The sequence below is a fragment of the Microbacterium sp. MYb62 genome (genome assembly GCF_002979475.1).
Classification (GTDB): domain Bacteria; phylum Actinomycetota; class Actinomycetes; order Actinomycetales; family Microbacteriaceae; genus Microbacterium.
On sequence record NZ_PCOY01000001.1, the window covers coordinates 366,612 to 387,638 of the forward strand.

Consider the following 21,027-nt stretch of genomic DNA (forward strand, 5'->3'; position numbering starts at 1 on the left):
ACGGGGACGGGACCTACGTAGAAGAGGATCTCCGGAAAGAAATCGTCGATCGAAGGGCCGTGGAACTCGCCGTCGGAGGCAAGTCGGGGGGTCAGGGTCGCAGCAAGATTAAACAGCGCGGGCTCCAGCTTCGGGGCACCGGTCTAAACCGGGGCGACGATGGTCGGTGTGCTACACAGCGCAAGCGCTCGCGGGCGAGCGGCGGGCACTTGTCAACACTATCAGAATCTGAGGGTCACCTAAGACCGCGGACCGTCCTCGTGGGGCCCCTCGTCGATGTGATTCGCCGTCCCGGGAGCACGGTCTTCGGGCACCTCGGTCGGAAGCGTCGTGTCGCTGACGTTGGGCAGACGCATGCTGGTCAGCACGATCACATCGATCGCGAGCGACATCAGCACACCGGCCACGATCGAGAGGAAGAACACCATCGGCTGCAGCCACGGCTGACCCGCGAGCAGGATCATCGCGACGACGAACAGTCCGAGCTTGAGCAGCCAGCCGCCCAGCACGATCGCGAAGAAGAGCTGCACGTAGAGCGGGTCGCCGTACCAGCGGTTGGCGATGAGGATGCTGATGCCGGTGATCGCCAGGAACACCGCGGCGAGGAGGACGCCGAGCAGGCCGCTGACGAGCCCCTCCCCCTGGGCGACGAGTAAGCCGACGCCGCCCGCGATGATCGCGAGCACCACGGTGGCGACCGCCGACCAGATCAGGGTGCGCCGCAGGATCGGCGTGCTGGAAACGGGGCTCGGACTCATCAGGACTCCACGGGTGTCGGGTCGGGTTCTGCGTCCGCTGCGGCTTTTCTGCGGCGGGTGGGGCTCAGGGTGATGACGAGGCAGGCCGCGATGCCCACGACGCCGAAGGCGACGCCGGGCAGGTACTGGCCGGGCCAGTCCTCGCGCGCACCGACATACATCATCAGGACGGCGAGCGAGACGACCGCGGTCCATGCGTAGAAGATGAGGACCGCATCACGGTCCCGGTGGCCGAGATCGAGCATCCGATGATGCAGGTGCTTCCGATCCGGAGAGAACGGCGATCGACCCGCGCTCATCCGGCGGAGCACCGCGAGGCCGAAGTCGAGCAGCGGCAGCAGGACGACGAGCAGCGGCAGCAGGATGGGGAGGAACGCTCCCACCAGCTGGGACCGCCCGAGGCGCTCCGGGTCGAGGGCGGACGGGTCCATCTGGCCGGTGATGGCGATCGCCGACGTCGCCATCAGCAGTCCGATCACGAGCGCGCCGGAGTCCCCCATGAAGAGCTTCGCGGGGCTCCAGTTCAGCGGCAGGAATCCGAGGCAGGCGCCGATGAGGACGGCCGCGATGAAGGTGGAGAGGTTGAAGTAGCTCGAGGCGCCGGAGTCGCGCGTGAAGATATAGGAGTACGCGAAGAACACGCCGTTCGAGATCAGGCAGACTCCCGCGACGAGTCCGTCGAGACCGTCGATGAAGTTCACCGCGTTCATGACGATGACGATGGCGAACATCGTGATCGTGATGCTGAGCCAGCTCGAGACGACGATCAGGTCGCCGAAGGGCAGCGACAGGATCTGCAGACCGCCGCCGACCGTGATGACGCCGGCGGCGAGGAACTGCGCACCCAGCTTGATCATCCAGTCGATGTCCCAGAGATCATCGACCACGCCGATGATCGCGATCAGCAGCGAGGCGCCCAGGATCGACCACATGGTCTGCGGCGGGATCCAGATGCTCTGGAAGAAGGGATTCACCGCGGAGAATCCGAACGCGGCGGCGATGCCGAGGAAGATGGCGACGCCACCGAGGCGCGGCGTCGGGGTCGTGTGCACATCGCGCTCGCGGATGCCGGGGTACAGCTTGAAGCGGAGGCTCAGCTTCCACACCGCCCAGGTCAACGCGAAGGTGATCGCGGCGGTGAGGACGATCGTGAAGAGATACTGCTTCACGAATCCCCGTCCGGCTCCTGCGCGTGCGCGTGCTCCGTCGGCTGCTCCTCCGCCTCGAGCAGATCGCCGAGCACCTCCTGCAGCTGCTCGCGCGTGACCGCGCCGTCACGGAGGATGCGTACGGTCGCCGGCGCGGAGTCGTCGCCGCGACGCACCAGCGAGGTGGCATCGACGATGGTGGACGGGATGCCGTCCTTGCTCAGCCCGTCGGCGAGGTAGACCGCGACGCTGTCGCCCAGCATCTTCTCGGCATCCAGCGCGGAGATGGCCGCCGACTCCCCCGTGAGGTTCGCGCTGGAGACCGCGAGCGGACCGGTCTCCGCGAGCAGCTCGAGGGCGACCCGGCCCTCCGGCATCCGGACCGCGACGGTACCGAGAGTCTCTCCCAGATCCCACACCAACGAGGGCTGCGCCGGGAGCACGATCGTGAGTCCGCCGGGCCAGAAGGCCTCAACGAGGCGCTCGACCGGCTCGGGGACCGACTCCGCCAGGGCCGCGAGCGTCTCCTTCGTGCCGATCAGCACGGGCGGCGGCTGGTCGCGTCCTCGCCCCTTCGCATCGAGGAGGCGCTGGACCGCGGCCGGAGAGAAGGCGTCGGCGGCGACGCCGTAGACGGTGTCTGTGGGCATGACGATGAGGTCGCCACGGCCGATCGCCTGGCGCGCATTGCGCATGCCGGCGAGCAGCTGCGACTCGTCGCGGCAGTCGAAGATGGAGGACATGACGGTTCGATTCTATGCCGCGCGGTCGCGCCGCATGCTCGGAGTCCGCTGATCAGGGCCGGATCGCGGTGGTGGTGCGGTCGCGCAGCGTCAGGTCGCGATGCGTCGCCGCCGCTCGCCAGCCGTCCCCGGTGAGGATCTCCCTGATCGATTCGCCCTGCAGCTCGCCGTGCTCGATCACGAGGAGACCGCCCGGTCGCAGCAGTCGCAGCGCCCGCGTGCTGAGCACCCGGACGATGTCGAGGCCGTCCTCTCCCCCATACAGTGCCATGGACGGATCGAAGAGCCGCACCTCCGGATCGCGGGGGACCGCGGCGTCCGGCACGTACGGCGGATTCGAGATGACGACGGACGCGGTTCCATCGAGCTCGGGGAACGCCTCGCGCAGGTCGGACAGGACGAGCGTGAGGTTCTCGACCCCCGCGACGTTCCGGCTGGCCCAGGCATAGGCGTCTTCGGAGAGCTCGGCCGCGAAGACGCGGGCATGCGGGACCTCCGTCGCCATGGCCAGGGCGATCGCTCCGCTGCCGGTCCCGAGGTCGATGCCGATCGGTGCCGGCTCGGCGGAGTTCAGCAGCGCATCGATCGCGTACTGCACCACGGTCTCGGTCTCCGGTCGCGGCACGAAGACCCCCGGTCCGACCGCCAGCTCGAGGTGCCGGAATGCCGCGGTGCCGGTGATGTGCTGCAGTGGTTCGCGCGAGGCACGGCGCGTCACGAGCGCATCCAGAGCCGCTGCGCTCTCTTCATCGATCCCGTCGCCGCGGATGATCGCGGCCTGCACCTCACCCCGGCGGCGGCCGAGCACGTGCCCGGCGAGGAGTTCGACGTCGACCATGGGATCCGGCACGCCGACGTCGGCCAGGCGCTGGACGGCCGTGCGGACCGTCGCGGCAAGAGAGGTATCGGGCATGGATTCCAGCGTAGAGCGCCGGGCGCCGTCACAAAGCCGTTTCCCCAGGACCCCTCCCCTAGGCTTGTCCGGCAGCGACCCCCGCACAGGAAGGCTCACCATGCCCGGCATCCACTCCGACATCACGACCGCTTTCGGCAACACACCCCTCGTCCGCCTGAACCGGGTGACCGAAGGCCTCGGGGCCACCGTTCTCGCCAAGCTCGAGTACTACAATCCCGCGTCCAGTGTGAAGGACCGCATCGGCATCGCGATGATCAACGCCGCCGAGGCATCGGGCGAGCTCGCACCAGGGGGCACGATCGTGGAGTCCACGAGCGGCAACACGGGCATCGCCCTCGCCATGGTCGGCGCTGCCCGCGGCTACCGGGTCATCCTGACGATGCCGGCATCCATGTCGAAGGAGCGTCGCGTCCTGCTGAAGGCCTTCGGCGCGGAGATCGTGCTCACCGACCCCACCAAGGGGATGAGCGGAGCGATCGAGGAGACCAAGCGCATCGTCGCCGAGACGCCGGGGGCGATCTGGATCCGCCAGTTCGAGAACGCCGCGAACCCTCAGATCCACCGCGAGACCACCGCGCAGGAGATCCTGCGCGACACGGACGGCGCGGTCGACATCCTCGTCGCGGGAGTCGGCACCGGCGGCACCGTCACGGGCACCGGCCAGGCGCTCAAGGCCGCGAAGCCCGGCGTGCAGATCATCGCCGTCGAGCCGAAGGACTCCCCCGTGCTCACTGAGGGACACCCCGGTCCGCACAAGATCCAGGGCATCGGCCCGAACTTCGTCCCCGACGTCCTCGACCGCGACGTTCTCGACGAGATCCTCACCGCCGAGTTCGACGAGTCGCTGCGCGTCGCGCGCGACCTCGCCGCCAAGGAGGGCCTGCTCGTCGGCATGTCGTCCGGCGCGGCCGTCGCCGCGGCGCTGAAGGTCGCCGCCCGTCCGGAGAACGCCGGCAAGACGATCGTCGTCGTGATCCCCGACACCGGTGAGCGGTACCTCTCCACCGCGCTGTTCGAGGATCTGCGCGAAGACTGAGTCGTTCGATGGGCATGATCGGGCGCATGCGCGAGGACATCGCGGCGGCCCGCCTCAGAGACCCGGCGGCGCGCAGCGCTGTCGAGGTCACTCTGCTGTACCCGGGACTGCACGCCATCTGGGCGCACCGCGTCTCGCACGCGCTCTGGCGGCGTCGACTGCGCCTGCTCGCGCGCACCGGCTCGCAGGTCTCGCGGTGGCTGACCGGGATCGAGATCCATCCCGGAGCGAAGATCGGACGTCGCTTCTTCATCGACCACGGCATGGGCGTGGTCATCGGTGAGACCGCAGAGGTGGGCGACGACGTGATGTTGTATCACGGCGTCACCCTCGGCGGGCGCACGCGCACAGCCGGCAAGCGGCATCCCACTCTCGGCGACGGGGTCGCCGTCGGCGCGGGTGCGAAGATCCTCGGGCCGGTGACGATCGGCGCGGGCTCGGTGGTCGGCGCGAACGCCGTCGTCACGCGTGACGCCCCGGCGGACAGCATCCTCGTCGGGGTGCCGGCGAAGCCGCGCCAGCGCGCGGACGGCGAAGACACCCGGGCGCTGCTCACCGCACCCGATCACTACGCGATCTGAGCGGAACGGCCCCGAAAGGACTAGCGGCGGGCGGTCTTGGCGGCTTCGACCCGCTTGCGCAGGAAGATGAGCGGAAGCAGCACGCTGCCGACAGCGGTGATCAGCCACACGATGACCGACCCGAGCAGCCACCCCGTCAGGTCGGTGATCCGGAGGCCCCCGATGGGCAGCAGCACGACGATGATGAGGGAGATCAGCGTCGAGAAGATCCCGATCCCACCCATCAGCACCGGCGCGTAGCGGGTGGCGATCTTGCCGACCCAGGGCGAGAGCACACTCTGCAGGATCGCGAAGATCAGGATGCAGATGACGAAGCCCCACCACTTGTCCCACTCGATCTCGAAGCCGTCGAGCAGGAGGTCTGCGGCGATGAGGCCGAGCCCGGCGGACACGACGTACATCAGGCCGCGGAACAGGAGAGTGATCACGGGCTGAGCATATCGCCCTGCACGGCCGGCGGCGGGGAGCTCGGCGCCCGCGCTTCCCGCCGCCGGGTCGTCACTGCGCCACGAAGAACGGGACGGCGCCGGTCAGGATGCCGACCGCGAGCATGACCAGGGACACGATCGTCGCACGCCAGAGCACCTTGCGGTGGTGGTCGCCCAGGTTCACGCTCGCGAGGGAGACGAGCAGCAGGATCGCGGGCACGAGCGGGCTCTGCAGGTGCACCGGCTGACCGGTGATCGAGGCTCGCGCCATCTCCACGGGATCGATGCCGAAGTTCGCCGCGCTCTGGGCGAGAACCGGGAGGATGCCGAAGTAGAACGCGTCGTTCGACATGAAGAACGTGAACGGGATCGAGAGGACCCCGGTGATCGGGGCGAGGAACGGGCCGAGCGCCGGCGGGAGGACGTTCGTGATCCAGGTCGCCATCGCATCGACCATCCCGGTGCCGGTGAGCACGCCGACCAGGACTCCGGCTGCGATGACCATCGAGACGACGCCGACGATGCTCGGGGCGTGCGCGACGATCTCCGAGGCCTGCTCCTTGATGCCCCGGAAGTTGATCACGAGGGCGATGCCGGCGCCCACCATGAACACGTACGGCAGCGGCAGGATGTCGAGCACCAGCAGCACCATCACCGCGACCGTGAGCACCAGGTTGAACCAGATGAGCTTCGGCCGGAGCGTGGGGCGGGCGGGGTCCAGCATCGTGTCGGCCATGGCCGTGTCCGCAGGATCGACGCTCGCTGCGGACACGGGAGCGTGTCCCCCGGCGACGACCACGAGATTGCCGGTGCGCAGCGACGCCCGTGCACCGGGCTTGGGCTCGGCTCCCCGGAAGATCTTCGGCACGGTGGAGAGCGATCCGCCGTCGGCACCGGCGAGCAGCCCCTCGGAGCCGAGCCGTCCGAGTCGCCGGCGCTCCTGCAGGCCGAGTATCCACGCGAAGCCGAGGGTCACGATGATCCCGGCCCCGAGGGCGGGAAGCATCGGCACGAAGATGTCGGTCGGCTGCAGCCCGAGCGCCGTCGCCGCCCGCACGGTGGGACCGCCCCACGGCACGATGTTCAGCGTGCCGTTCATGAGACCGGCGACGCAGGTGAGCACGACGGGGCTCATGCCCAGACGGAGGTAGATGGGCAGCATCGCCGAGGTCGTGATGATGAAGGTCGTCGAGCCGTCGCCGTCGAGGGACACGGCGCCGGCCAGGATCGCCGTCCCGAGGACCACCTTCGCCGGATCGTCACCGAGCAGACGGGTGATCACGCGGATGAGCGGATCGAACAGGCCCACGTCGATCATGATCCCGAAGAACATGATCGCGAACATCAGCAGGGCCGCGGTCGGCGCCATGGTGCCGATCGCGTCGAGGATCATGTCGCCGAGGCCGAGGCCCGCTCCCGCGAAGAGCCCGAACGCCGTGGGCACGAGGATCAGAGCCACCATGGGTGTCAGGCGCTTGGTCATGATGAGCGTCATGAACGCGAGCACCATCGTGAATCCGAGGAGCACCAGCACCCATTCGGGCGGCACGAACGCCACGTCGTAGGTTGGCGCCTCTTCGGCGGCCGCGAACAGGCCGGTGAGTGCGTCTGGCATGCGTTGACTCCTTCGTCGTGGCCCCGTCGTCGGCGACGGGTCCCGATGAGATTAGGCAATCCCCGACGACCGGGTGCGGTATCCCGCATTCCCGGGGCTTCTGCGCGTAGCGTGAGTTCTGCGCATATTGCGCGAGTGCAGCACGGGAGGAGCACGGTGCCGAAGACGATGCCGACCAGACCGCGGTTCGCCACGCGAGCCCTGCTGCTTCACCTCGCCACGGTGACGCTCGTCGTCGCACTCTGCACCGGCGTCTATCTGCTCCTCACCGTCCAGCAGCTGCGCGCCGAGGCCGAGTCCACGGCGCTGGGCATCGCCCGCACCCTCGCGGAAGATCCGCAGGTTCGTGCGGAGGTCGCCCGCATCTCGCTCTCGGAGAGCGCGCCCGACGCCCGAGACCTCCGCAGCGGCGACCTGCAGCGCATCGCGTCCGACGTCACATCCCGCACCGGAGCACTGTTCGTCGTGGTCACCGACGACAACGGCATCCGTCTCGCGCACCCCACGCCCTCCCGCATCGGCGAGGAGGTCAGCACCCCGTACGAGGAGGTACTCGCCGGCGCCGAGGTGGTCGATTGGCAGACCGGCACCCTCGGCGAATCCGCGCGCGCGAAGGTGCCCGTGCGCGATGAGGCCGGCACTCCGGTGGGAGAGGTCAGCGTCGGATTCGAGCGCTCCGGCGTCTTCGATGACCTCCCGCCTCTTCTGACGGTGATCGGCGGCACAGCCGCCGGTGCGCTCGCCCTCGCCCTCCTCGCGTTCCTGCTGCTCCGCCGGCGCTGGGAGCGGCTGACCCTCGGAGTGCAGCCGGAAGAGCTCGTGGCACTCGTGCAGAACCAGACGGCCGTGCTGGACGGCGTGGACGACGGCGTCATCGCCGTCGACACCCGCGGAGTGGTGCGCGTGAGCAACGCCGCCGCCGACCGTCTGCTCGGACTCGACGACCCCGTCGGCCGACCGCTCGACGGACTCGGCCTCCCCGCCGCCGTGCTCGACGCCATGACCGGGGCGCTCACGCGCGCGAGCACAATCGTCGGCGACCGCATGCTGTACCTCGACTCCCGGCCGGTCGTGCGCGACGGCCACGCGCTCGGCGACGTCCTGATCGTGCGCGACCGCACGGATCTGGTCGCTCTCACGGAGCGTCTGGAGACGGTCAGGACGATGACGGCGGCGCTGCGGGTGCAGCGGCACGAGTTCGCCAATCGCATGCACGTCGCCGCAGGACTGATCGACGCCGACCGGGTGTCCGACGCGCGAGCGTTCCTGGGCGAGCTCGTGGAGCGCGGTCCGGTGGCGTTCCCCGTCGCGGGACTCGACCTCCTCGGCGACCCCTTCCTGCACGCGTTCCTCGGTGCCAAGGGCGTGGAGGCGGGCGAGCGCGGGGTCGACCTCCGGATCGCGGAGGACACCCAGCTGATCGGGAACGTGACCGCTGCCGAAGACGTCGCGGCCGTTCTCGGCAACCTCATCGACAATGCCGTGGCCGCCGCGGTCTCGGGCGTGCGGACACCCCGCTGGGTCGAGGTCGCCGTGCTGGACGACGGCGACGCCCTCGTCTTCACCGTCTCCGACTCGGGGCCGGGCCTCAGCGACATCGATCCGCTGTCCCCACGACCGAGGGAGGAGGACGCTGCCGACGGGGTGCACGGGCACGGGATCGGGCTCCCCCTCTCCACGGAGATCGCTCGTCGGAGCGGCGGGGACCTCTGGGTCATCGATTCCGGCGGTCCCGACAGCGGCGCGGTGTTCGCCGCGCGCATCGGCGGAGCCGTCGACGCCAGCCCCCACGACCAGAAGGAGAACACATGACCGAGCCCCTTCGCGTGCTCATCCTCGACGACGACTTCCGGGTCGCGCAGCTGCACCAGGGCATCGTCGATGATCACCCCGGCTTCACCGTGATCGAGACCGTGCGAACACTCGCCGGGGCCCGCGAGAGCATGCGCTCGTCTCGCCCCGACGTCCTCATCGCCGACGTCTTCCTCCCCGATGGGGACGGCATCGCGCTCGTGCGGGAATCAGGGATCGATGCGATCCTCATCTCGGCCGCCGACGATGCCCCCACGGTACGTCGGGCGCTGCGATCGGGAGCCGTCGGCTATCTCGTGAAGCCCTTCGAACGACGAGCGCTGTCGAGTCTCCTCGATCGCTATGTCCGCTACCGCAACCTCCTCGGCGGGGACCGCGCACTCCGCCAGGAGGACGTGGACCGGGCACTGGCGATCCTGCACGGCGCGGGCGAGTCGGTGTCGATCTCCCGATCGGCGACGGAGCAGCTCGTGCTCGCCGCACTCGGCGACGGCGAGGCCTCGGCCGCGGAGGTCGGCGAACGGGTCGGGATCTCCCGCGCGACCGCGCAACGCCATCTGGCGGCGCTGGCCGCCAGGACGGTCGTGGAGGTGCGCCTCAACTACGGCACGACGGGACGCCCCGAGCATCGATACGCAGCGCGCACCTGAGCCGACCGGGGAGACCGCTCGTCAGGAGTCGGAGCCGACCGCGGCGAGCCGTGCTTCCTCGTCAGCCGTGATCGCGCTCTCGATCAGCGGATCGAGAGCGCCGTCCATCACCTGATCGAGGTTGTACGCCTTGAACCCGGTGCGGTGATCCGCGATCCGGTTCTCCGGGAAGTTGTACGTGCGGATGCGCTCGGAGCGGTCCATCCCGCGGATCTGCGAACGACGAGCATCGGATGCTGCGGCGTCGAGCTCCTCCTGCTGCCGTGCGAGCAGACGGGCGCGCAGCACGCGCATGCCGGCCTCGCGGTTCTGCAGCTGCGACTTCTCGTTCTGCATCGAGACGACGATGCCCGTCGGGACGTGCGTGATCCGCACCGCGGAGTCGGTCGTGTTCACGGACTGTCCACCGGGACCGGAGGAGCGGAAGACATCGATCTTGAGATCGTTCTGATCGATCTGGATCTCTTCCGGCTCATCGACCTCGGGGAACACGAGCACACCGGTCGTCGACGTGTGGATGCGCCCCTGAGACTCGGTCGCCGGCACACGCTGCACGCGGTGCACGCCGCCTTCGTACTTCAGGTGCGCCCAGACGCCCTGTGCGGGATCGGACGACGAGCCCTTGATCGCGACCTGCACGTCCTTGTATCCGCCGAGGTCGGATTCGTTGCGCTCGAGCAGCTCCGTCTTCCAGCCCTTGGACGCCGCGTACTGGATGTACATGCGCAGCAGGTCAGCGGCGAACAGCGCGGACTCCGCGCCGCCCTCCCCCGCCTTGATCTCCATGATCACGTCGCGGGCGTCATCCGGGTCGCGCGGGATCAGCAGACGTCGCAGACGCTCCTGAGCACCCTGGAGCTCCTCCTCCATCGCCGGGATCTCCGCCGCGATCGACTCGTCCTCGCGAGCGAACTCTCTCGCGGTCTCGAGGTCGTCGGTCGCTGCGACCCAGGCCTCATAGGCGGCGACGATCCGCGACAGCTCGGCGTAGCGACGGTTGACGCGCTTCGCACGGGCGGCGTCGGCGTGCACCGCCGGGTCGGAGAGCTCCTCCTGCACCCGGCGATGCTCGTCGATCAGAGTCTGGACGGACTCGAACACGGCTCAGCCGCTCAGCGGATGTTGTTGTCGTGCCCGTGCGCGCCCGAGGGGAGCGTGGGGATCGACTTCTGCATCTGCACGAGGAACTCGACGTTCGAGTTGGTCTCCTTGAGCTTGCCGAGGACGACCTCGAGGGCCTGCTGCTGGTCGAGGCCGGCGAGGGCGCGACGCAGCTTCCACGTGATCTTGACCTCGTCGGCCGAGAGCAGCATCTCCTCGCGACGGGTGCTGGACGCGTTCACGTCGACCGCCGGGAAGATGCGCTTGTCGGCGAGGGCGCGGGACAGGCGAAGTTCGCTGTTTCCGGTGCCCTTGAACTCCTCGAAGATGACCTCGTCCATCTTGGAGCCGGTCTCGACCAGCGCCGTGGCGAGGATCGTGAGGGATCCGCCGTTCTCGATGTTGCGTGCGGCACCGAAGAAGCGCTTGGGCGGGTACAGCGCCGAAGCGTCGACACCACCGCTGAGCACACGACCGGATGCCGGAGCCGCCAGGTTGTACGCGCGTCCGAGGCGGGTGATGGAGTCGAGCAGCACGACCACGTCGCGGCCGAGCTCGACCAGGCGCTTCGCGCGCTCGATGGCGAGCTCGGCGACCGTGGTGTGGTCTTCGGCCGGACGGTCGAACGTCGAGGCGATGACCTCGCCCTTGACCGAGCGCTCCATGTCGGTGACCTCTTCGGGGCGCTCGTCGACGAGCACGACCATGAGGTGGACCTCGGGGTTGTTCTGCGCGATCGCGTTCGCGATCTGCTGCAGGACGATGGTCTTGCCGGCCTTGGGCGGCGCGACGATCAGGCCACGCTGTCCCTTGCCGACCGGGGCGACCAGGTCGATGATGCGCTGGGTCAGCTTCTCGGGAGCCGTCTCCATGCGCAGACGCTCCTGCGGGTAGAGCGGGGTGAGCTTGCCGAACTCCACACGGGTGGCCGCGTCATCGATCGACAGACCGTTGATCGAGTCGACCTTGACGAGGGCGTTGTACTTCTGGCGGCCCTGCTGCTCACCCTCACGGGGCTGCTTGATGGAGCCGACGACGGCGTCGCCCTTGCGCAGGTTGTACTTCTTGACCTGTCCGAGGGAGACGTAGACGTCGCTGGGGCCGGCGAGGTAGCCGGTCGTGCGGACGAAGGCGTAGTTGTCGAGGACGTCGAGGATGCCGGCGATCGGGATCAGGACGTCGTCCTCGCCGATCTCGGTGTCGAACTCGTCGGTCGGGGCTCCGCTGCGACGCTTGTTGCGCTGGCGGTTGCGGCTGTTGCCACCGGCCTGATCGTCGTCGGCTGCAGGCTGAGCCTGCTGCTGCTGCGACTCCTGCGCCGCGCCGTTCTGGCCGCGGCCGCGGTTGCGGCTGCGGCTGCGGTTGCGACCGCGACCGCCCTGCTCCTCGCCGCCCTCGGAGTCGTCGTCGTTGTTGTTCTGCGCGTCGTTGTTCTGCGCATCGTTCTTCTGCGCGTCGTTCTTCTGCGCGTTGCGGCCCCGTCCGTTGCCGCCCTGGGCGGGCTCGGCGGCTGCAGGCTCGGATGCGGCCTCCGCCGCGGGAGCGGCGTCCGTCGCTTCGGCCTCGGGGGCTGCCGTCTTCTGGGCGCCACGGCGTCCTCGGCCGGTCGACTTGGGTGCCGACTCCGCCGGAGCTTCCGCCGGAGCGTCAGCCGCGGTCGGTGCCTCTGCGGAAGTGGCGTCCGCGGCCGGAGCTTCGGCATCCGCCTTCTTCGCGCGGCTGCGACGCGGTGCCTTCGCCTTCGGGGCGGCCTCCGCGGTCTCGGTCGACGCCTCAGCGGGCGCGGACTCGGTCTTCGGGGCGGCTTCCGCCTTGGGCGCGGCTTCCGCCTTCTCAGCCTTCGCAGCTTCCGCCTTCTCAGCCTTCTCGGCCTTCGCCGCCGCCGTGGCGGTGCTGGCACGGCGAGGTGCGCGCTTGCGCGCCGGTGCAGCCTCGGTCGCGGGTGCTTCGGTCACCGAAGCGGACTGGTCGTTCTGGGTCTCGGAGAGGTTCTCCACGAGTACTCCCTTATATGTCATGGGGAATGAGCGTTGAACGCACACAACGGGTGCTGCGCGCGATCGCACGGGCTGACGCTCGGCGCCAGCCAGCCTCGGCACTTGTGCCACAGGAGTTTGCGTGCGGGTCTTGCAAGAGTTGCAATGGGGCCAGATTCACGTAGTTACGTGGAGCCCTCCGCTCGAGTCCCCACTGTACCACCACGGACGTCGACTGCGAGCAGGAGCGCCTCCCACGGGGTGTCGGTGACTCGATCGGCCAGTTCGACCGCATCCTGGCGGCTGCCGGGACCGTCGGCGAGCACGAGCACGCTGGGGCCGGCGCCGGAGACGACGGCGGCGAAGCCCGCGGCGCGCAGCGCCTGGACGAGGCGCTGCGTCTCGGGCATGGCGAGGGCTCGGTAGTCCTGGTGGAGCCGGTCGGCGGTCGCGTCCAACAGGAGCTCGGGGCTCTGCATCAGCGCCGCGATCAGCAGCGCGGAACGGGAGACGTTGAACACGGCATCCGCGGTCGACACCTGCGGGGGCTGCAGCGACCGCGCCTGCGAGGTCGACATCGTGTACGCAGGCACCAGCACGAGCGGAGAGACGCCGCGGTGCACGAGGAGCTTCTTGTGCTGCGGTCCGCGATCCGACATCCACGCGATCGTCAGGCCGCCGAACAGTGCGGGGGCCACGTTGTCGGGGTGACCCTCGAGCTCGGTCGCGAGACGGAGGAGGTCGGCGTCGTCGATCTCGACGTCACCCGCCAGCAGTCCCTTCGCGGCGAGCACTCCGGCAGCCACGGCGGCGCCGGACGAACCGAGTCCCCGACCATGCGGCACGCCGTTCTCGGCGACGATGCGCAGACCGGGAACCGGGCGCCCGGCGTCGGCGAACACGTAGGCGATCGTGCGGACGATCAGGTTCGACGCGTCGCGCGGGATCTCGGTCGCGCCGGAGCCCGTCACCTCGATCTCGAGCTCGCCTGCGGGCAACGCCGTGACCTGGAGCGTGTCGTAGATGCTGAGCGCCAGCCCGAGCGTGTCGAAGCCGGGCCCGAGGTTCGCGCTCGTCGCAGGAACCCGCACCTCCACGGTGCGCCCCTCGAGGGCTGCGCCCTCGACGGGGTCAAGGGCAGCCGCCATCGTCACTCGCCTTCCACCCGCAGCACGGAGACGACCCGCGCGACGACCTCGCTGTCGGCGAGAGCGTCGACGGTGGCGCTGAGCGCCTGCTCCGTCGCGCGATGCGTGCCGATGATCAGGCGGGCCGTCGGCTCGTCTTCGCCCTCGACGGTCTGCACGACCGTCGCGACCGAGACGCCGCCGTCGCTGAGGATGCCCGAGACCGTGGCGAGCACGCCGGGCGCATCCGCGACTTCGAGCGTGATCTGGTAGCGGGTGGTGACGTGGCCGATGGGCACGATCGGAAGGTTCGCACGGGTCGACTCCCCCACGCCGACGCCGCCGGCGATGTGACGGCGCGCAGCCGAGACGACGTCGCCGAGCACGGCGGAAGCCGTCTGCACGCCACCGGCCCCTGCACCGTAGAACATCAGCGAGCCGGCGGCCTCCGCCTCGACGAACACCGCGTTGTTGGCACCGTGCACGGAGGCGAGCGGGTGCGTCGACGGCACCAGTGCCGGGTACACGCGCACCGAGATCGACTCCGCGCCGTTCGCCTCGATCCGCTCGCACACGGCGAGCAGCTTGATCACGAAGCCGGCAGCGCGCGCCTCTTCGATCATGGATGCCGTGATCGAGGTGATGCCCTCGCGATACACCGCCTCGAGCGGCACCGCGGTGTGGAACGCGAGGCTCGCGAGGATCGCGGCCTTCTGCGCGGCGTCGTAGCCTTCGACATCGGCCGTCGGGTCGGCCTCGGCGTACCCCAGGCGCTGCGCGTCGGCGAGCACATCGGCGAAGTCGGCCCCTTCGGTGTCCATCCGGTCGAGGATGTAGTTCGTCGTGCCGTTCACGATGCCCATGATGCGCACCACGCGGTCGCCGGCGAGCGAGTCGCGCAGCGGACGGATGATCGGGATCGCTCCGGCGGCGGCGGCCTCGTAGTACACGGAGGCGCCGACGCGGTCCGCCGCCTCGAACAGCTCGGGGCCGTGCGTCGCCAGCAGCGCCTTGTTGGCGGTGACGACGTCGGCTCCGGAGCCGATCGCCTGCAGGATGCTCGTGCGTGCCGGCTCGATGCCACCGATGAGCTCGATCACGATGTCGGCACCGAGGATCAGCGTCTCGGCGTCGGTGGTGAAGAGCTCCTTGGGCAGGTCGACATCGCGGGGCGCATCGAGATTGCGCACGGCGATGCCCGCGAGCTCCAGCTCGGCACCGGCACGATCGGCGAGCTCGTCGCCGTGGCGCAGCAGGAGAGCCGCGACCTGAGAGCCGACCGCCCCGGCACCCAGCAGTGCCACGCGAAGTCGTCGGTAGTCAGTCATGGTTGCTCCTTCGGAGGTGGGTCATTGGTCTCCCTCGGCGGCGTTCGCCCCGTCGATGCCCGCGTCACGGGCCAGCACGTCGTCGATGGTCTCGCCGCGGACGATCACCGTCGAACGACCGTCGCGAACGGCGACCACCGGCGGACGCGGGACATGGTTGTAGTTGCTCGACAGCGCGACGCAGTACGCGCCGGTGGCCGGCACGGCGAGCAGATCGCCCGGGACGAGGTCTTCCGGCAGGTACTCGTGGTCGACGACGATGTCGCCCGACTCGCAGTGCTTGCCGACCACTCTGCTGAGGCGCGGCGCACCCTCGCCGATGCGCGAAGCGAGACGCGCGGAGTACTGCGCGCCGTAGAGCGCCGGCCGAGCGTTGTCGCTCATGCCGCCGTCGACGCTGATGTAACGGCGCGCGGCTCCGGCATCGAGAGTGACGTCCTTCGTCGTGCCGACCTCGTAGAGGGTGACGCCGGCCGTGCCGACGATCGCCCGGCCGGGCTCGAAGGACAAGGCGGGGAGCGGAATTCCCCTGGCGGCGCAACCCTCGGCCACCGCGGCGACGATGGCGCCGGCGAGTTCGTCGATGGGGGTCGGGTCGTCCACGCGCGTGTAAGCGATCCCGAATCCACCGCCGAGGTTGAGCTGCGGGACCGGCCCGCCCTCGAGCAGGGCGGCGTGCAGGTCGAGCACGCGGGACGCCGACTCGCGGAAGCCGGCGACGCCGAAGATCTGAGAGCCGATGTGGCAGTGCAGGCCCGCGAACACGAGCCCGGAGATCTCCCGGATGCGCGCGACCGCCTTCTCCGCCTCCGGGAGCGGGAAGCCGAACTTCTGGTCCTCGTGCGCGGTGGCGAGGAAGTCGTGGGTCTCGGCGTGGACGCCGCTGATCACGCGCACCATGACGCGCTGTGTGGCGCCGGTGCGGGCGGTGATCGCCGCGAGCCGCTCGATCTCGATCGCACTGTCGACGACGATCGTGCCGACACCCACCTCCACGGCGCGCTCCAGCTCGGCGACCGACTTGTTGTTGCCGTGGAAGCCGAGGGAGGCCGGTGCCACCCCGGCCGCGAGCGCCACCGCGAGCTCTCCGCCCGTGCAGACGTCGATCCGCAGCCCCTCGTCGACCATCCAACGCGCCACCGTCGTGCACAGGAACGCCTTGCCGGCGTAGTACACCTGGGCGGTGGTGCCGTTGTCGGCAGCCGCCTTATCGAACGCGACGCGGAACCGCCTCGCGCGTCCACGCACCTCGTCCTCGTCGAGCACGAGCAGTGGAGTGCCGTACGTGCGGGCGAGCGTCGTGGCGCTGACACCGGCGATGTCGAGCGCACCGTCGGCGTCGCGCACGGCGGATGCGGGCCAGACGCCGTGGGCGAGGTCGTTCGCGTCATCGGGGATGGTGAGCCATTCCGGAGCGAGCGAATCGGCAGGGAGAAGCACTGATCACCAATCATCGGGAGGATCTCGGGCAGGCGCGCACATCGAGGTTGACCCGATTCTAGGGCACCGAATCGATCACCCTGGTCACGGTGACGCGCGGCGTCAAGCCCCTGCAGCGGTCCCTCCGCTCCTCCTAGGGTGGGGGCGTGACGAACAGTGAAAAACGGACAGACTCCCCCGCGCGTCCGGGCCTCATCCCGCGCATCACCGGCCCCGTGATCGCGTGGGCGCTCGCGCGGCGACCGGTGCGCGCCGCACTGCTCTACACGGAGCGGCGCGGACCGATGCTCGCCGACAGCGTCACGTATCGTGCACTCTTCAGCGTGTTCGCCGGCGTGCTGCTGGGCTTCTCGATCGCCGCACTGTGGCTCGCCGGGAATCCCGTGGCGTGGCAGGCGATCATCGATGCCGTGCAGTCCGCGGTGCCGGGGCTCATCGGGGAGGACGGCGTGATCAAGACGAAGGATCTCCGCGCACCGGCGTCCCTGTCGATCGCCGGCATCATCTCGCTCATCGCCCTCGTCGGCTCCGCCCTCGGCGCCATCGGCTCGCTGCGCACGGCCGTGCGCGTGCTCGCCGGAACCGTGCAGGACGACATCCTCTGGATCTGGGTGATCGTGCGAAACCTCGCGCTCGCCCTCGGAATCGGACTGGCCTTCGTCGCATCGGCTTTCCTCACCTTCGCCGGCCAGCTCGGCGTCGCCTGGGTCAGCGACCTGCTCGGTCTCTCCGCCGACTCGGCTGCGGTCGCGTGGGCCGTGCGGCTCCTCTCGCTCCTCGTCGTCTTCGCGCTCGACGCGGTGATCATCATCGGCGTGTTCCGCCTGCTCTCCGGTGTGCGTCCGGCTGCGCGCTCCCTCTGGTCGGGTGCGCTGCTGGGCGCGCTGGGACTCCTGGCCCTGCAGGAGCTGTCAGGACTCTTCGTGGGCGGCGCGACGAGCAACCCGCTTCTCGCGTCCTTCGCGTCGCTGCTCGCCCTCCTGATCTGGCTGAACTTCTCCGCCCAGGTGATGCTCTACGCCTGCGCATACATCGTGACCGCCGAAGAGGAGAACGCCGATCGCGTGCACGCCCGGTTCTCGGCGACGACGTTCCCCCAGAGACGCCTGCAGCGCGCGGAGGTCGAGGTGCAGATCGCGACCGCCGAACTGCGCGCAGCGCAGAAGGCCGCTGCATCCGACGGTCCGTCCTGACGCCCGCCCTCGTTGTGACCCAATCGGCTATATTGGTCACAACGAAAGGAAGCCATGGAGCCTCGCCGCATCCGCATCCGCATCGATCTGCCGCACGCCACGGTCTCGGCCTTGGAATGGCATCCCGCCGACGAGAAGCGGACGCCGGTCCTTCTCCTGCACGGCGGCGGCGCCGACAGCGCCGAACTCTCCTGGCGCGAGGTCGGATCCGCACTCGCCGAGGCCGGGCATCGCGTCATCGCCCCCGACCACCCAGGATTCGGAGACAGCCCCCGCGCGGACTGGGCGCTCACCCAGGAGGGACTCGTCCGGCATGTCGGCGAGCTCGTCGACCGGCTCGAACTCTCCGACTACGCGATCGCCGGGCTCTCCCTCGGCGGGGGCATGACCGTGGGACACCTCCTGGATCAACCCGGCCGTGCACGCTCCGCCGTGCTGCTCGGCTGCTACGGCTTGATGCCCCGCCTGGCCGACGGCTTCTTCGGACCGATGACGCAACTGAGCACCTTCCTCCTGTTGCGTTCCGGCCTGCTGGCCGCGCTGACCCGCTCCTACGCACGCAACGGACCGGCGATGGAGCGTGGACTCCGGGATCTGGTGCGGAACCCGCAGTCCCGCACACCGGAGCTCGTGGATGCGGTGCTCAGCGAGGCCGCCACGGGCACCGGTCTGGAGGTCTTCGGGGAGTGGCAGCGTGATCAGGTGCTCTGGAATCGGCTGCGCACCGTCTACACGGAGCAGCTGCCGTCGATCCGCACGCCGACTCTCCTGGTGCACGGCGACCACGATTCCGGCGTCCCCCTCCCCCGCATCGAGGTCGCAGCCGACCTGCTGCCCGCCGGGTCGCTGCGGATCGTCCCCGGAGCAGGCCACTGGGTGCAGCGCGACCGCCCTGACCTCGTCATCCCGGCGATGCTCGACCACCTGAACAGGAGCGACGATGCCCAGACCACGCGTTCCTGATCGGCGCGAGCGCATCCTCGACGCGGCCGAGGAGCTCGTCTTGGCCCGGGGTTTCGACGCGATGAGCGTGGCGTCGATCGCCGGGCATGCCGGGATCGGCAAGGGAGCGGTGTATCTGGAGTTCGCCGGCAAGCACGAGATCCTCGACGCGCTGCTGCAACGCGGCACCACGCGCATGAACGATCGCGTGCGCGCCGAGCTCGGCGACCATCCCCGCCTCAGCTCGGCGTATCGGGCCTCGGCACGCGCACTGAGCGACGATGCACTGATGACGGCGGCGTTCCTCGACGATCGCGGCATCCTCGGTGCACACGTCGCCGAGATCACCGACGGCCGTTATCGCGACCGCCAGCAGCGGGTCGTCGAATGGCTTCACGGACTGCAGGAGCGGGGCGAGATCGTGCCCGACGTGGACGTCGATGCGCTCGCGCTCGCGCTCTCGAGCGCATCGATCGGCCTTCTCACCGCGGCGCAGCTGCTGGGGCCGTTCGAGCCGGCACAGCTCGAACGCGCCATCGACACGATCGGCCGCATGGCCGAGACCTTCGAGAGGAACTGACGATGCACGTGAAGACCTCGGGCCCTCAGGGGGAACGCCCACTTCTGCTCCTGCACGGCGGAGGCGTCGCCGGTTGGATGTGGGAGCCGATGCGCGCCCACCTGGACCAGGGACGACGCCTCGTGATCCCCGACCTTCCCGGCCACGGCCTCAGCGCGGATGAGCCGTACGTCTCCCACGCGGCGACGACCGCCGCGCTCGCGCTCGCCCTGGAGGAGGAGGGACGCCCGGCGACGGTCGTCGGGTTCTCACTCGGCGCCCAGCTGGCGGTGCAGCTCGCCGCGCAGCGCCCCGATCTGGTCGACCAGGTCATCGTCGTCAGCGCGCAGGCCGTGCCGATGCGGGCGACCGGTCCCACGCTCGCCCTGCTCGGGGCGATGGCGGGATTGGCGAAGCAGGAACGGTTCGCCAGGCTCCAGGCACGGCAGCTCTTCATCCCGGCGGAGCTCATGACGGACTATGTGCGCACGTCGGCGGGCATCTCCCGCGAGACCCTCCTCCGCTCCGTCGAGGAGAATCTCCGGTTCGTGCCACCCGCCGCCTGGGGACGCTTCCCTGGCGCCGCGTCGATCCTCGTCGGAGCGGAGGAGAAGACGCTCATGAAGCGCTCGGCTGCGGCGCTCCATGCCGCGCTCCCGTCGAGCGCGCATGAGGTGGTCGACGGCTGCGGTCACGGCATCCCGCTGCAGCGTCCGGCCTGGCTCGCGCAGCGCATCGAGTCCTGGCTCGACGGTCGCCCGGTGGCTCGTTAGCGACGCGGTCCTCCCGGCGGATCAGCTCGGGCAGACGCCCTTCTCCTGCAACGAGGCGTCCGAGACGATCGCGCCGTCCACATCGACGTCGATCACGGCCGCACCGTCGACGATCTCGAGACCCGTGAGAGTGAGTCCGGCCGGAAACCGATCGGCGATGCAGATCCGCTGCGCCTTCGTCAGCCCCTCCCCGAGGGAGCCGAGGCTGGAGCCGACGTCGTCGAGGTCGATGTCGAGTCCGCCGATGCTCGCGGCGACCGGTGTGAGGTCCAGATCTCCGTCGACGACGCCGGGAAGGAAGGTCAGCGAGAGCGGGACCGCCGCACCGAACACGGAGAACGACCCCGCCACCGTCGCGTTCGGCGCATCGAACTCGACGGACTCCACCGGGAGGTCGGTGCCGGAGAGCAGCGAGGTGAACTGCTCCTGATCGATGCGGATCGTGCCGGAGGCGCCTCCGAGGTCACCGCCGCGCAGCGGCACCGCGGTCGCAGTGACATCCGCCGCCCCGGTGATGCCCTCCAGGGTCAGGGAGTCGGTCGACAGGTGCAGGCTGTCGAGACTGCCGACGATCAGTTGCGGGACGAGCAGGCCCTCGGCTTCGACGTCGAGCTGCTGGTCTGCGGGGAGGTCGAGCTGTTCGATGACGATCGAGCGCACGGTCCCCGGCAGCACGGCGCGCGCGATGAGCTCGGCCGCGACGGCGAGCACCGCCAGGACGACGATCACGATCAGCAGCACCCAGGGCCAGCGCCGCCGGGTGCGGGGCCCGGCATCCGCATGCGACTCCCCTGACGAGCCGGGGATCACGAGCGTCGGGTGCTCCGCCGCGGCGTCCGGGTACGGCAGGGTGTGGTTGTCGTCACTCATGCCTGCCATCCTGCCGTACCGACAGGGCGAC

The 21,027-nt window shown here is 69.6% G+C and carries 20 protein-coding genes; 8 read left to right on the forward strand and 12 right to left on the reverse strand.

Translation table 11 applies throughout. The annotated features are described in order from the left end of the window. Positions 1–239: 239 nt before the first annotated feature. Genes CQ042_RS01800 through prmC form a run of 4 tightly spaced genes read right to left on the reverse strand, consistent with a single transcriptional unit; the run spans position 240 to position 3,562 of the window. On the reverse strand, positions 240–758 hold the full coding sequence (locus CQ042_RS01800; RefSeq protein ID WP_105668505.1) for a hypothetical protein: 519 nt from the start codon (positions 756–758) through the stop codon (positions 240–242). Further along, positions 758–1,927, reverse strand: coding sequence for an MraY family glycosyltransferase (locus CQ042_RS01805; protein WP_105668506.1), 1,170 nt, complete (start codon positions 1,925–1,927; stop codon positions 758–760). Before CQ042_RS01805 ends, CQ042_RS01800 begins: the two co-directional genes overlap by 1 nt. Then, on the reverse strand, positions 1,924–2,649 hold the full coding sequence (locus CQ042_RS01810) for an L-threonylcarbamoyladenylate synthase (RefSeq protein WP_105668507.1): 726 nt from the start codon (positions 2,647–2,649) through the stop codon (positions 1,924–1,926). Before CQ042_RS01810 ends, CQ042_RS01805 begins: the two co-directional genes overlap by 4 nt. Before the next feature lie 52 nt (positions 2,650–2,701). Continuing rightward, positions 2,702–3,562 (reverse strand): peptide chain release factor N(5)-glutamine methyltransferase, encoded by an 861-nt coding sequence (gene prmC / locus CQ042_RS01815; protein WP_105668508.1) that lies wholly within the window; start codon positions 3,560–3,562, stop codon positions 2,702–2,704. Positions 3,563–3,662: 100 nt separating this feature from the next. Between prmC and cysK the strand changes: the two genes are divergently transcribed. Both cysK and epsC read left to right on the forward strand, forming a co-directional pair. Next, entirely contained in the window at positions 3,663–4,601 is a 939-nt protein-coding gene (cysK, locus tag CQ042_RS01820; protein WP_105668509.1) for a cysteine synthase A, read from the forward strand. An 8-nt stretch (positions 4,602–4,609) separates the two neighbouring features. Further along, complete coding sequence (epsC, locus tag CQ042_RS01825; RefSeq protein ID WP_105668510.1) at positions 4,610–5,182, forward strand: serine O-acetyltransferase EpsC; 573 nt, start codon at positions 4,610–4,612, stop codon at positions 5,180–5,182. Positions 5,183–5,202: 20 nt separating this feature from the next. Here the strand turns inward: epsC and CQ042_RS01830 are convergent, their stop codons facing one another. Together CQ042_RS01830 and CQ042_RS01835 are read right to left on the reverse strand one after the other, a co-directional pair. Beyond that, positions 5,203–5,610, reverse strand: coding sequence for a phage holin family protein (locus CQ042_RS01830; protein WP_105668511.1), 408 nt, complete (start codon positions 5,608–5,610; stop codon positions 5,203–5,205). Between the two features lie 70 nt (positions 5,611–5,680). Further along, the gene (locus tag CQ042_RS01835) at positions 5,681–7,225 is read right to left on the reverse strand and encodes a CitMHS family transporter (protein ID WP_105668512.1); all 1,545 of its coding nucleotides are present in this window, start codon (positions 7,223–7,225) and stop codon (positions 5,681–5,683) included. A gap of 168 nt (positions 7,226–7,393) precedes the next feature. Here CQ042_RS01835 and CQ042_RS01840 point away from each other — a divergent pair, with 168 nt between their 5' ends. Together CQ042_RS01840 and CQ042_RS01845 are read left to right on the forward strand one after the other, a co-directional pair. After that, on the forward strand, positions 7,394–9,037 hold the full coding sequence (locus CQ042_RS01840; RefSeq protein WP_181157412.1) for a sensor histidine kinase: 1,644 nt from the start codon (positions 7,394–7,396) through the stop codon (positions 9,035–9,037). Next, on the forward strand, positions 9,034–9,687 hold the full coding sequence (locus CQ042_RS01845) for a response regulator (protein ID WP_105668514.1): 654 nt from the start codon (positions 9,034–9,036) through the stop codon (positions 9,685–9,687). The genes CQ042_RS01840 and CQ042_RS01845 overlap by 4 nt, the downstream gene beginning before the upstream one ends. A 21-nt stretch (positions 9,688–9,708) precedes the next feature. On the opposite strand, the gene prfA is transcribed toward CQ042_RS01845, so the two are convergent. The 5 genes from prfA to lysA all read right to left on the reverse strand — a co-directional run bounded on the left by prfA (position 9,709) and on the right by lysA (position 16,659). Then, positions 9,709–10,788, reverse strand: coding sequence for a peptide chain release factor 1 (prfA, locus tag CQ042_RS01850; RefSeq protein ID WP_105668515.1), 1,080 nt, complete (start codon positions 10,786–10,788; stop codon positions 9,709–9,711). Between the two features lie 11 nt (positions 10,789–10,799). Continuing rightward, the gene (gene rho / locus CQ042_RS01855; protein ID WP_105668516.1) at positions 10,800–12,785 is read right to left on the reverse strand and encodes a transcription termination factor Rho; all 1,986 of its coding nucleotides are present in this window, start codon (positions 12,783–12,785) and stop codon (positions 10,800–10,802) included. A 164-nt stretch (positions 12,786–12,949) separates the two neighbouring features. Next, positions 12,950–13,912, reverse strand: a complete 963-nt coding sequence (gene thrB, locus CQ042_RS01860) for a homoserine kinase (RefSeq protein WP_105668517.1) — start codon at positions 13,910–13,912, stop codon at positions 12,950–12,952. A gap of 2 nt (positions 13,913–13,914) precedes the next feature. Then, positions 13,915–15,219 (reverse strand): homoserine dehydrogenase, encoded by a 1,305-nt coding sequence (locus CQ042_RS01865; protein WP_105668518.1) that lies wholly within the window; start codon positions 15,217–15,219, stop codon positions 13,915–13,917. A gap of 21 nt (positions 15,220–15,240) precedes the next feature. Further along, entirely contained in the window at positions 15,241–16,659 is a 1,419-nt protein-coding gene (lysA, locus tag CQ042_RS01870; protein ID WP_105668519.1) for a diaminopimelate decarboxylase, read from the reverse strand. A 146-nt stretch (positions 16,660–16,805) separates the two neighbouring features. Here lysA and CQ042_RS01875 point away from each other — a divergent pair, with 146 nt between their 5' ends. Genes CQ042_RS01875 through CQ042_RS01890 form a run of 4 tightly spaced genes read left to right on the forward strand, consistent with a single transcriptional unit; the run spans position 16,806 to position 20,126 of the window. Next, entirely contained in the window at positions 16,806–17,852 is a 1,047-nt protein-coding gene (locus CQ042_RS01875) for a YihY/virulence factor BrkB family protein (protein ID WP_181157398.1), read from the forward strand. A 54-nt stretch (positions 17,853–17,906) separates the two neighbouring features. Beyond that, positions 17,907–18,815, forward strand: a complete 909-nt coding sequence (locus CQ042_RS01880; protein ID WP_105668520.1) for an alpha/beta fold hydrolase — start codon at positions 17,907–17,909, stop codon at positions 18,813–18,815. Then, a complete protein-coding gene (locus CQ042_RS01885; RefSeq protein WP_105668521.1) occupies positions 18,793–19,374 on the forward strand; it encodes a TetR/AcrR family transcriptional regulator in 582 nt (193 codons plus the stop codon). The genes CQ042_RS01880 and CQ042_RS01885 overlap by 23 nt, the downstream gene beginning before the upstream one ends. Before the next feature lie 2 nt (positions 19,375–19,376). After that, entirely contained in the window at positions 19,377–20,126 is a 750-nt protein-coding gene (locus CQ042_RS01890; protein WP_105668522.1) for an alpha/beta fold hydrolase, read from the forward strand. Between the two features lie 21 nt (positions 20,127–20,147). Here the strand turns inward: CQ042_RS01890 and CQ042_RS01895 are convergent, their stop codons facing one another. Beyond that, positions 20,148–20,996, reverse strand: coding sequence for a DUF2993 domain-containing protein (locus CQ042_RS01895; RefSeq protein ID WP_105668523.1), 849 nt, complete (start codon positions 20,994–20,996; stop codon positions 20,148–20,150). Between the last annotated feature and the right edge of the window lie 31 nt (positions 20,997–21,027).

What these genes read in the sequence shown, in the direction of transcription:
- CQ042_RS01885 (WP_105668521.1), top strand. Translation starts at nt 18,793, where the DNA reads ATGCCCAGACCACGCGTTCCTGATCGGCGCGAGCGCATCCTCGACGCG.
- cysK (WP_105668509.1), top strand. Translation starts at nt 3,663, where the DNA reads ATGCCCGGCATCCACTCCGACATCACGACCGCTTTCGGCAACACACCC.
- CQ042_RS01845 (WP_105668514.1), top strand. Translation starts at nt 9,034, where the DNA reads ATGACCGAGCCCCTTCGCGTGCTCATCCTCGACGACGACTTCCGGGTC.
- CQ042_RS01800 (WP_105668505.1), bottom strand. Translation starts at nt 758, where the DNA reads ATGAGTCCGAGCCCCGTTTCCAGCACGCCGATCCTGCGGCGCACCCTG.
- CQ042_RS01880 (WP_105668520.1), top strand. Translation starts at nt 17,907, where the DNA reads ATGGAGCCTCGCCGCATCCGCATCCGCATCGATCTGCCGCACGCCACG.
- prmC (WP_105668508.1), bottom strand. Translation starts at nt 3,562, where the DNA reads ATGCCCGATACCTCTCTTGCCGCGACGGTCCGCACGGCCGTCCAGCGC.
- CQ042_RS01865 (WP_105668518.1), bottom strand. Translation starts at nt 15,219, where the DNA reads ATGACTGACTACCGACGACTTCGCGTGGCACTGCTGGGTGCCGGGGCG.
- thrB (WP_105668517.1), bottom strand. Translation starts at nt 13,912, where the DNA reads ATGGCGGCTGCCCTTGACCCCGTCGAGGGCGCAGCCCTCGAGGGGCGC.
- epsC (WP_105668510.1), top strand. Translation starts at nt 4,610, where the DNA reads ATGGGCATGATCGGGCGCATGCGCGAGGACATCGCGGCGGCCCGCCTC.
- CQ042_RS01840 (WP_181157412.1), top strand. Translation starts at nt 7,394, where the DNA reads ATGCCGACCAGACCGCGGTTCGCCACGCGAGCCCTGCTGCTTCACCTC.
- CQ042_RS01810 (WP_105668507.1), bottom strand. Translation starts at nt 2,649, where the DNA reads ATGTCCTCCATCTTCGACTGCCGCGACGAGTCGCAGCTGCTCGCCGGC.
- CQ042_RS01890 (WP_105668522.1), top strand. Translation starts at nt 19,377, where the DNA reads ATGCACGTGAAGACCTCGGGCCCTCAGGGGGAACGCCCACTTCTGCTC.
- CQ042_RS01835 (WP_105668512.1), bottom strand. Translation starts at nt 7,225, where the DNA reads ATGCCAGACGCACTCACCGGCCTGTTCGCGGCCGCCGAAGAGGCGCCA.
- CQ042_RS01895 (WP_105668523.1), bottom strand. Translation starts at nt 20,996, where the DNA reads ATGAGTGACGACAACCACACCCTGCCGTACCCGGACGCCGCGGCGGAG.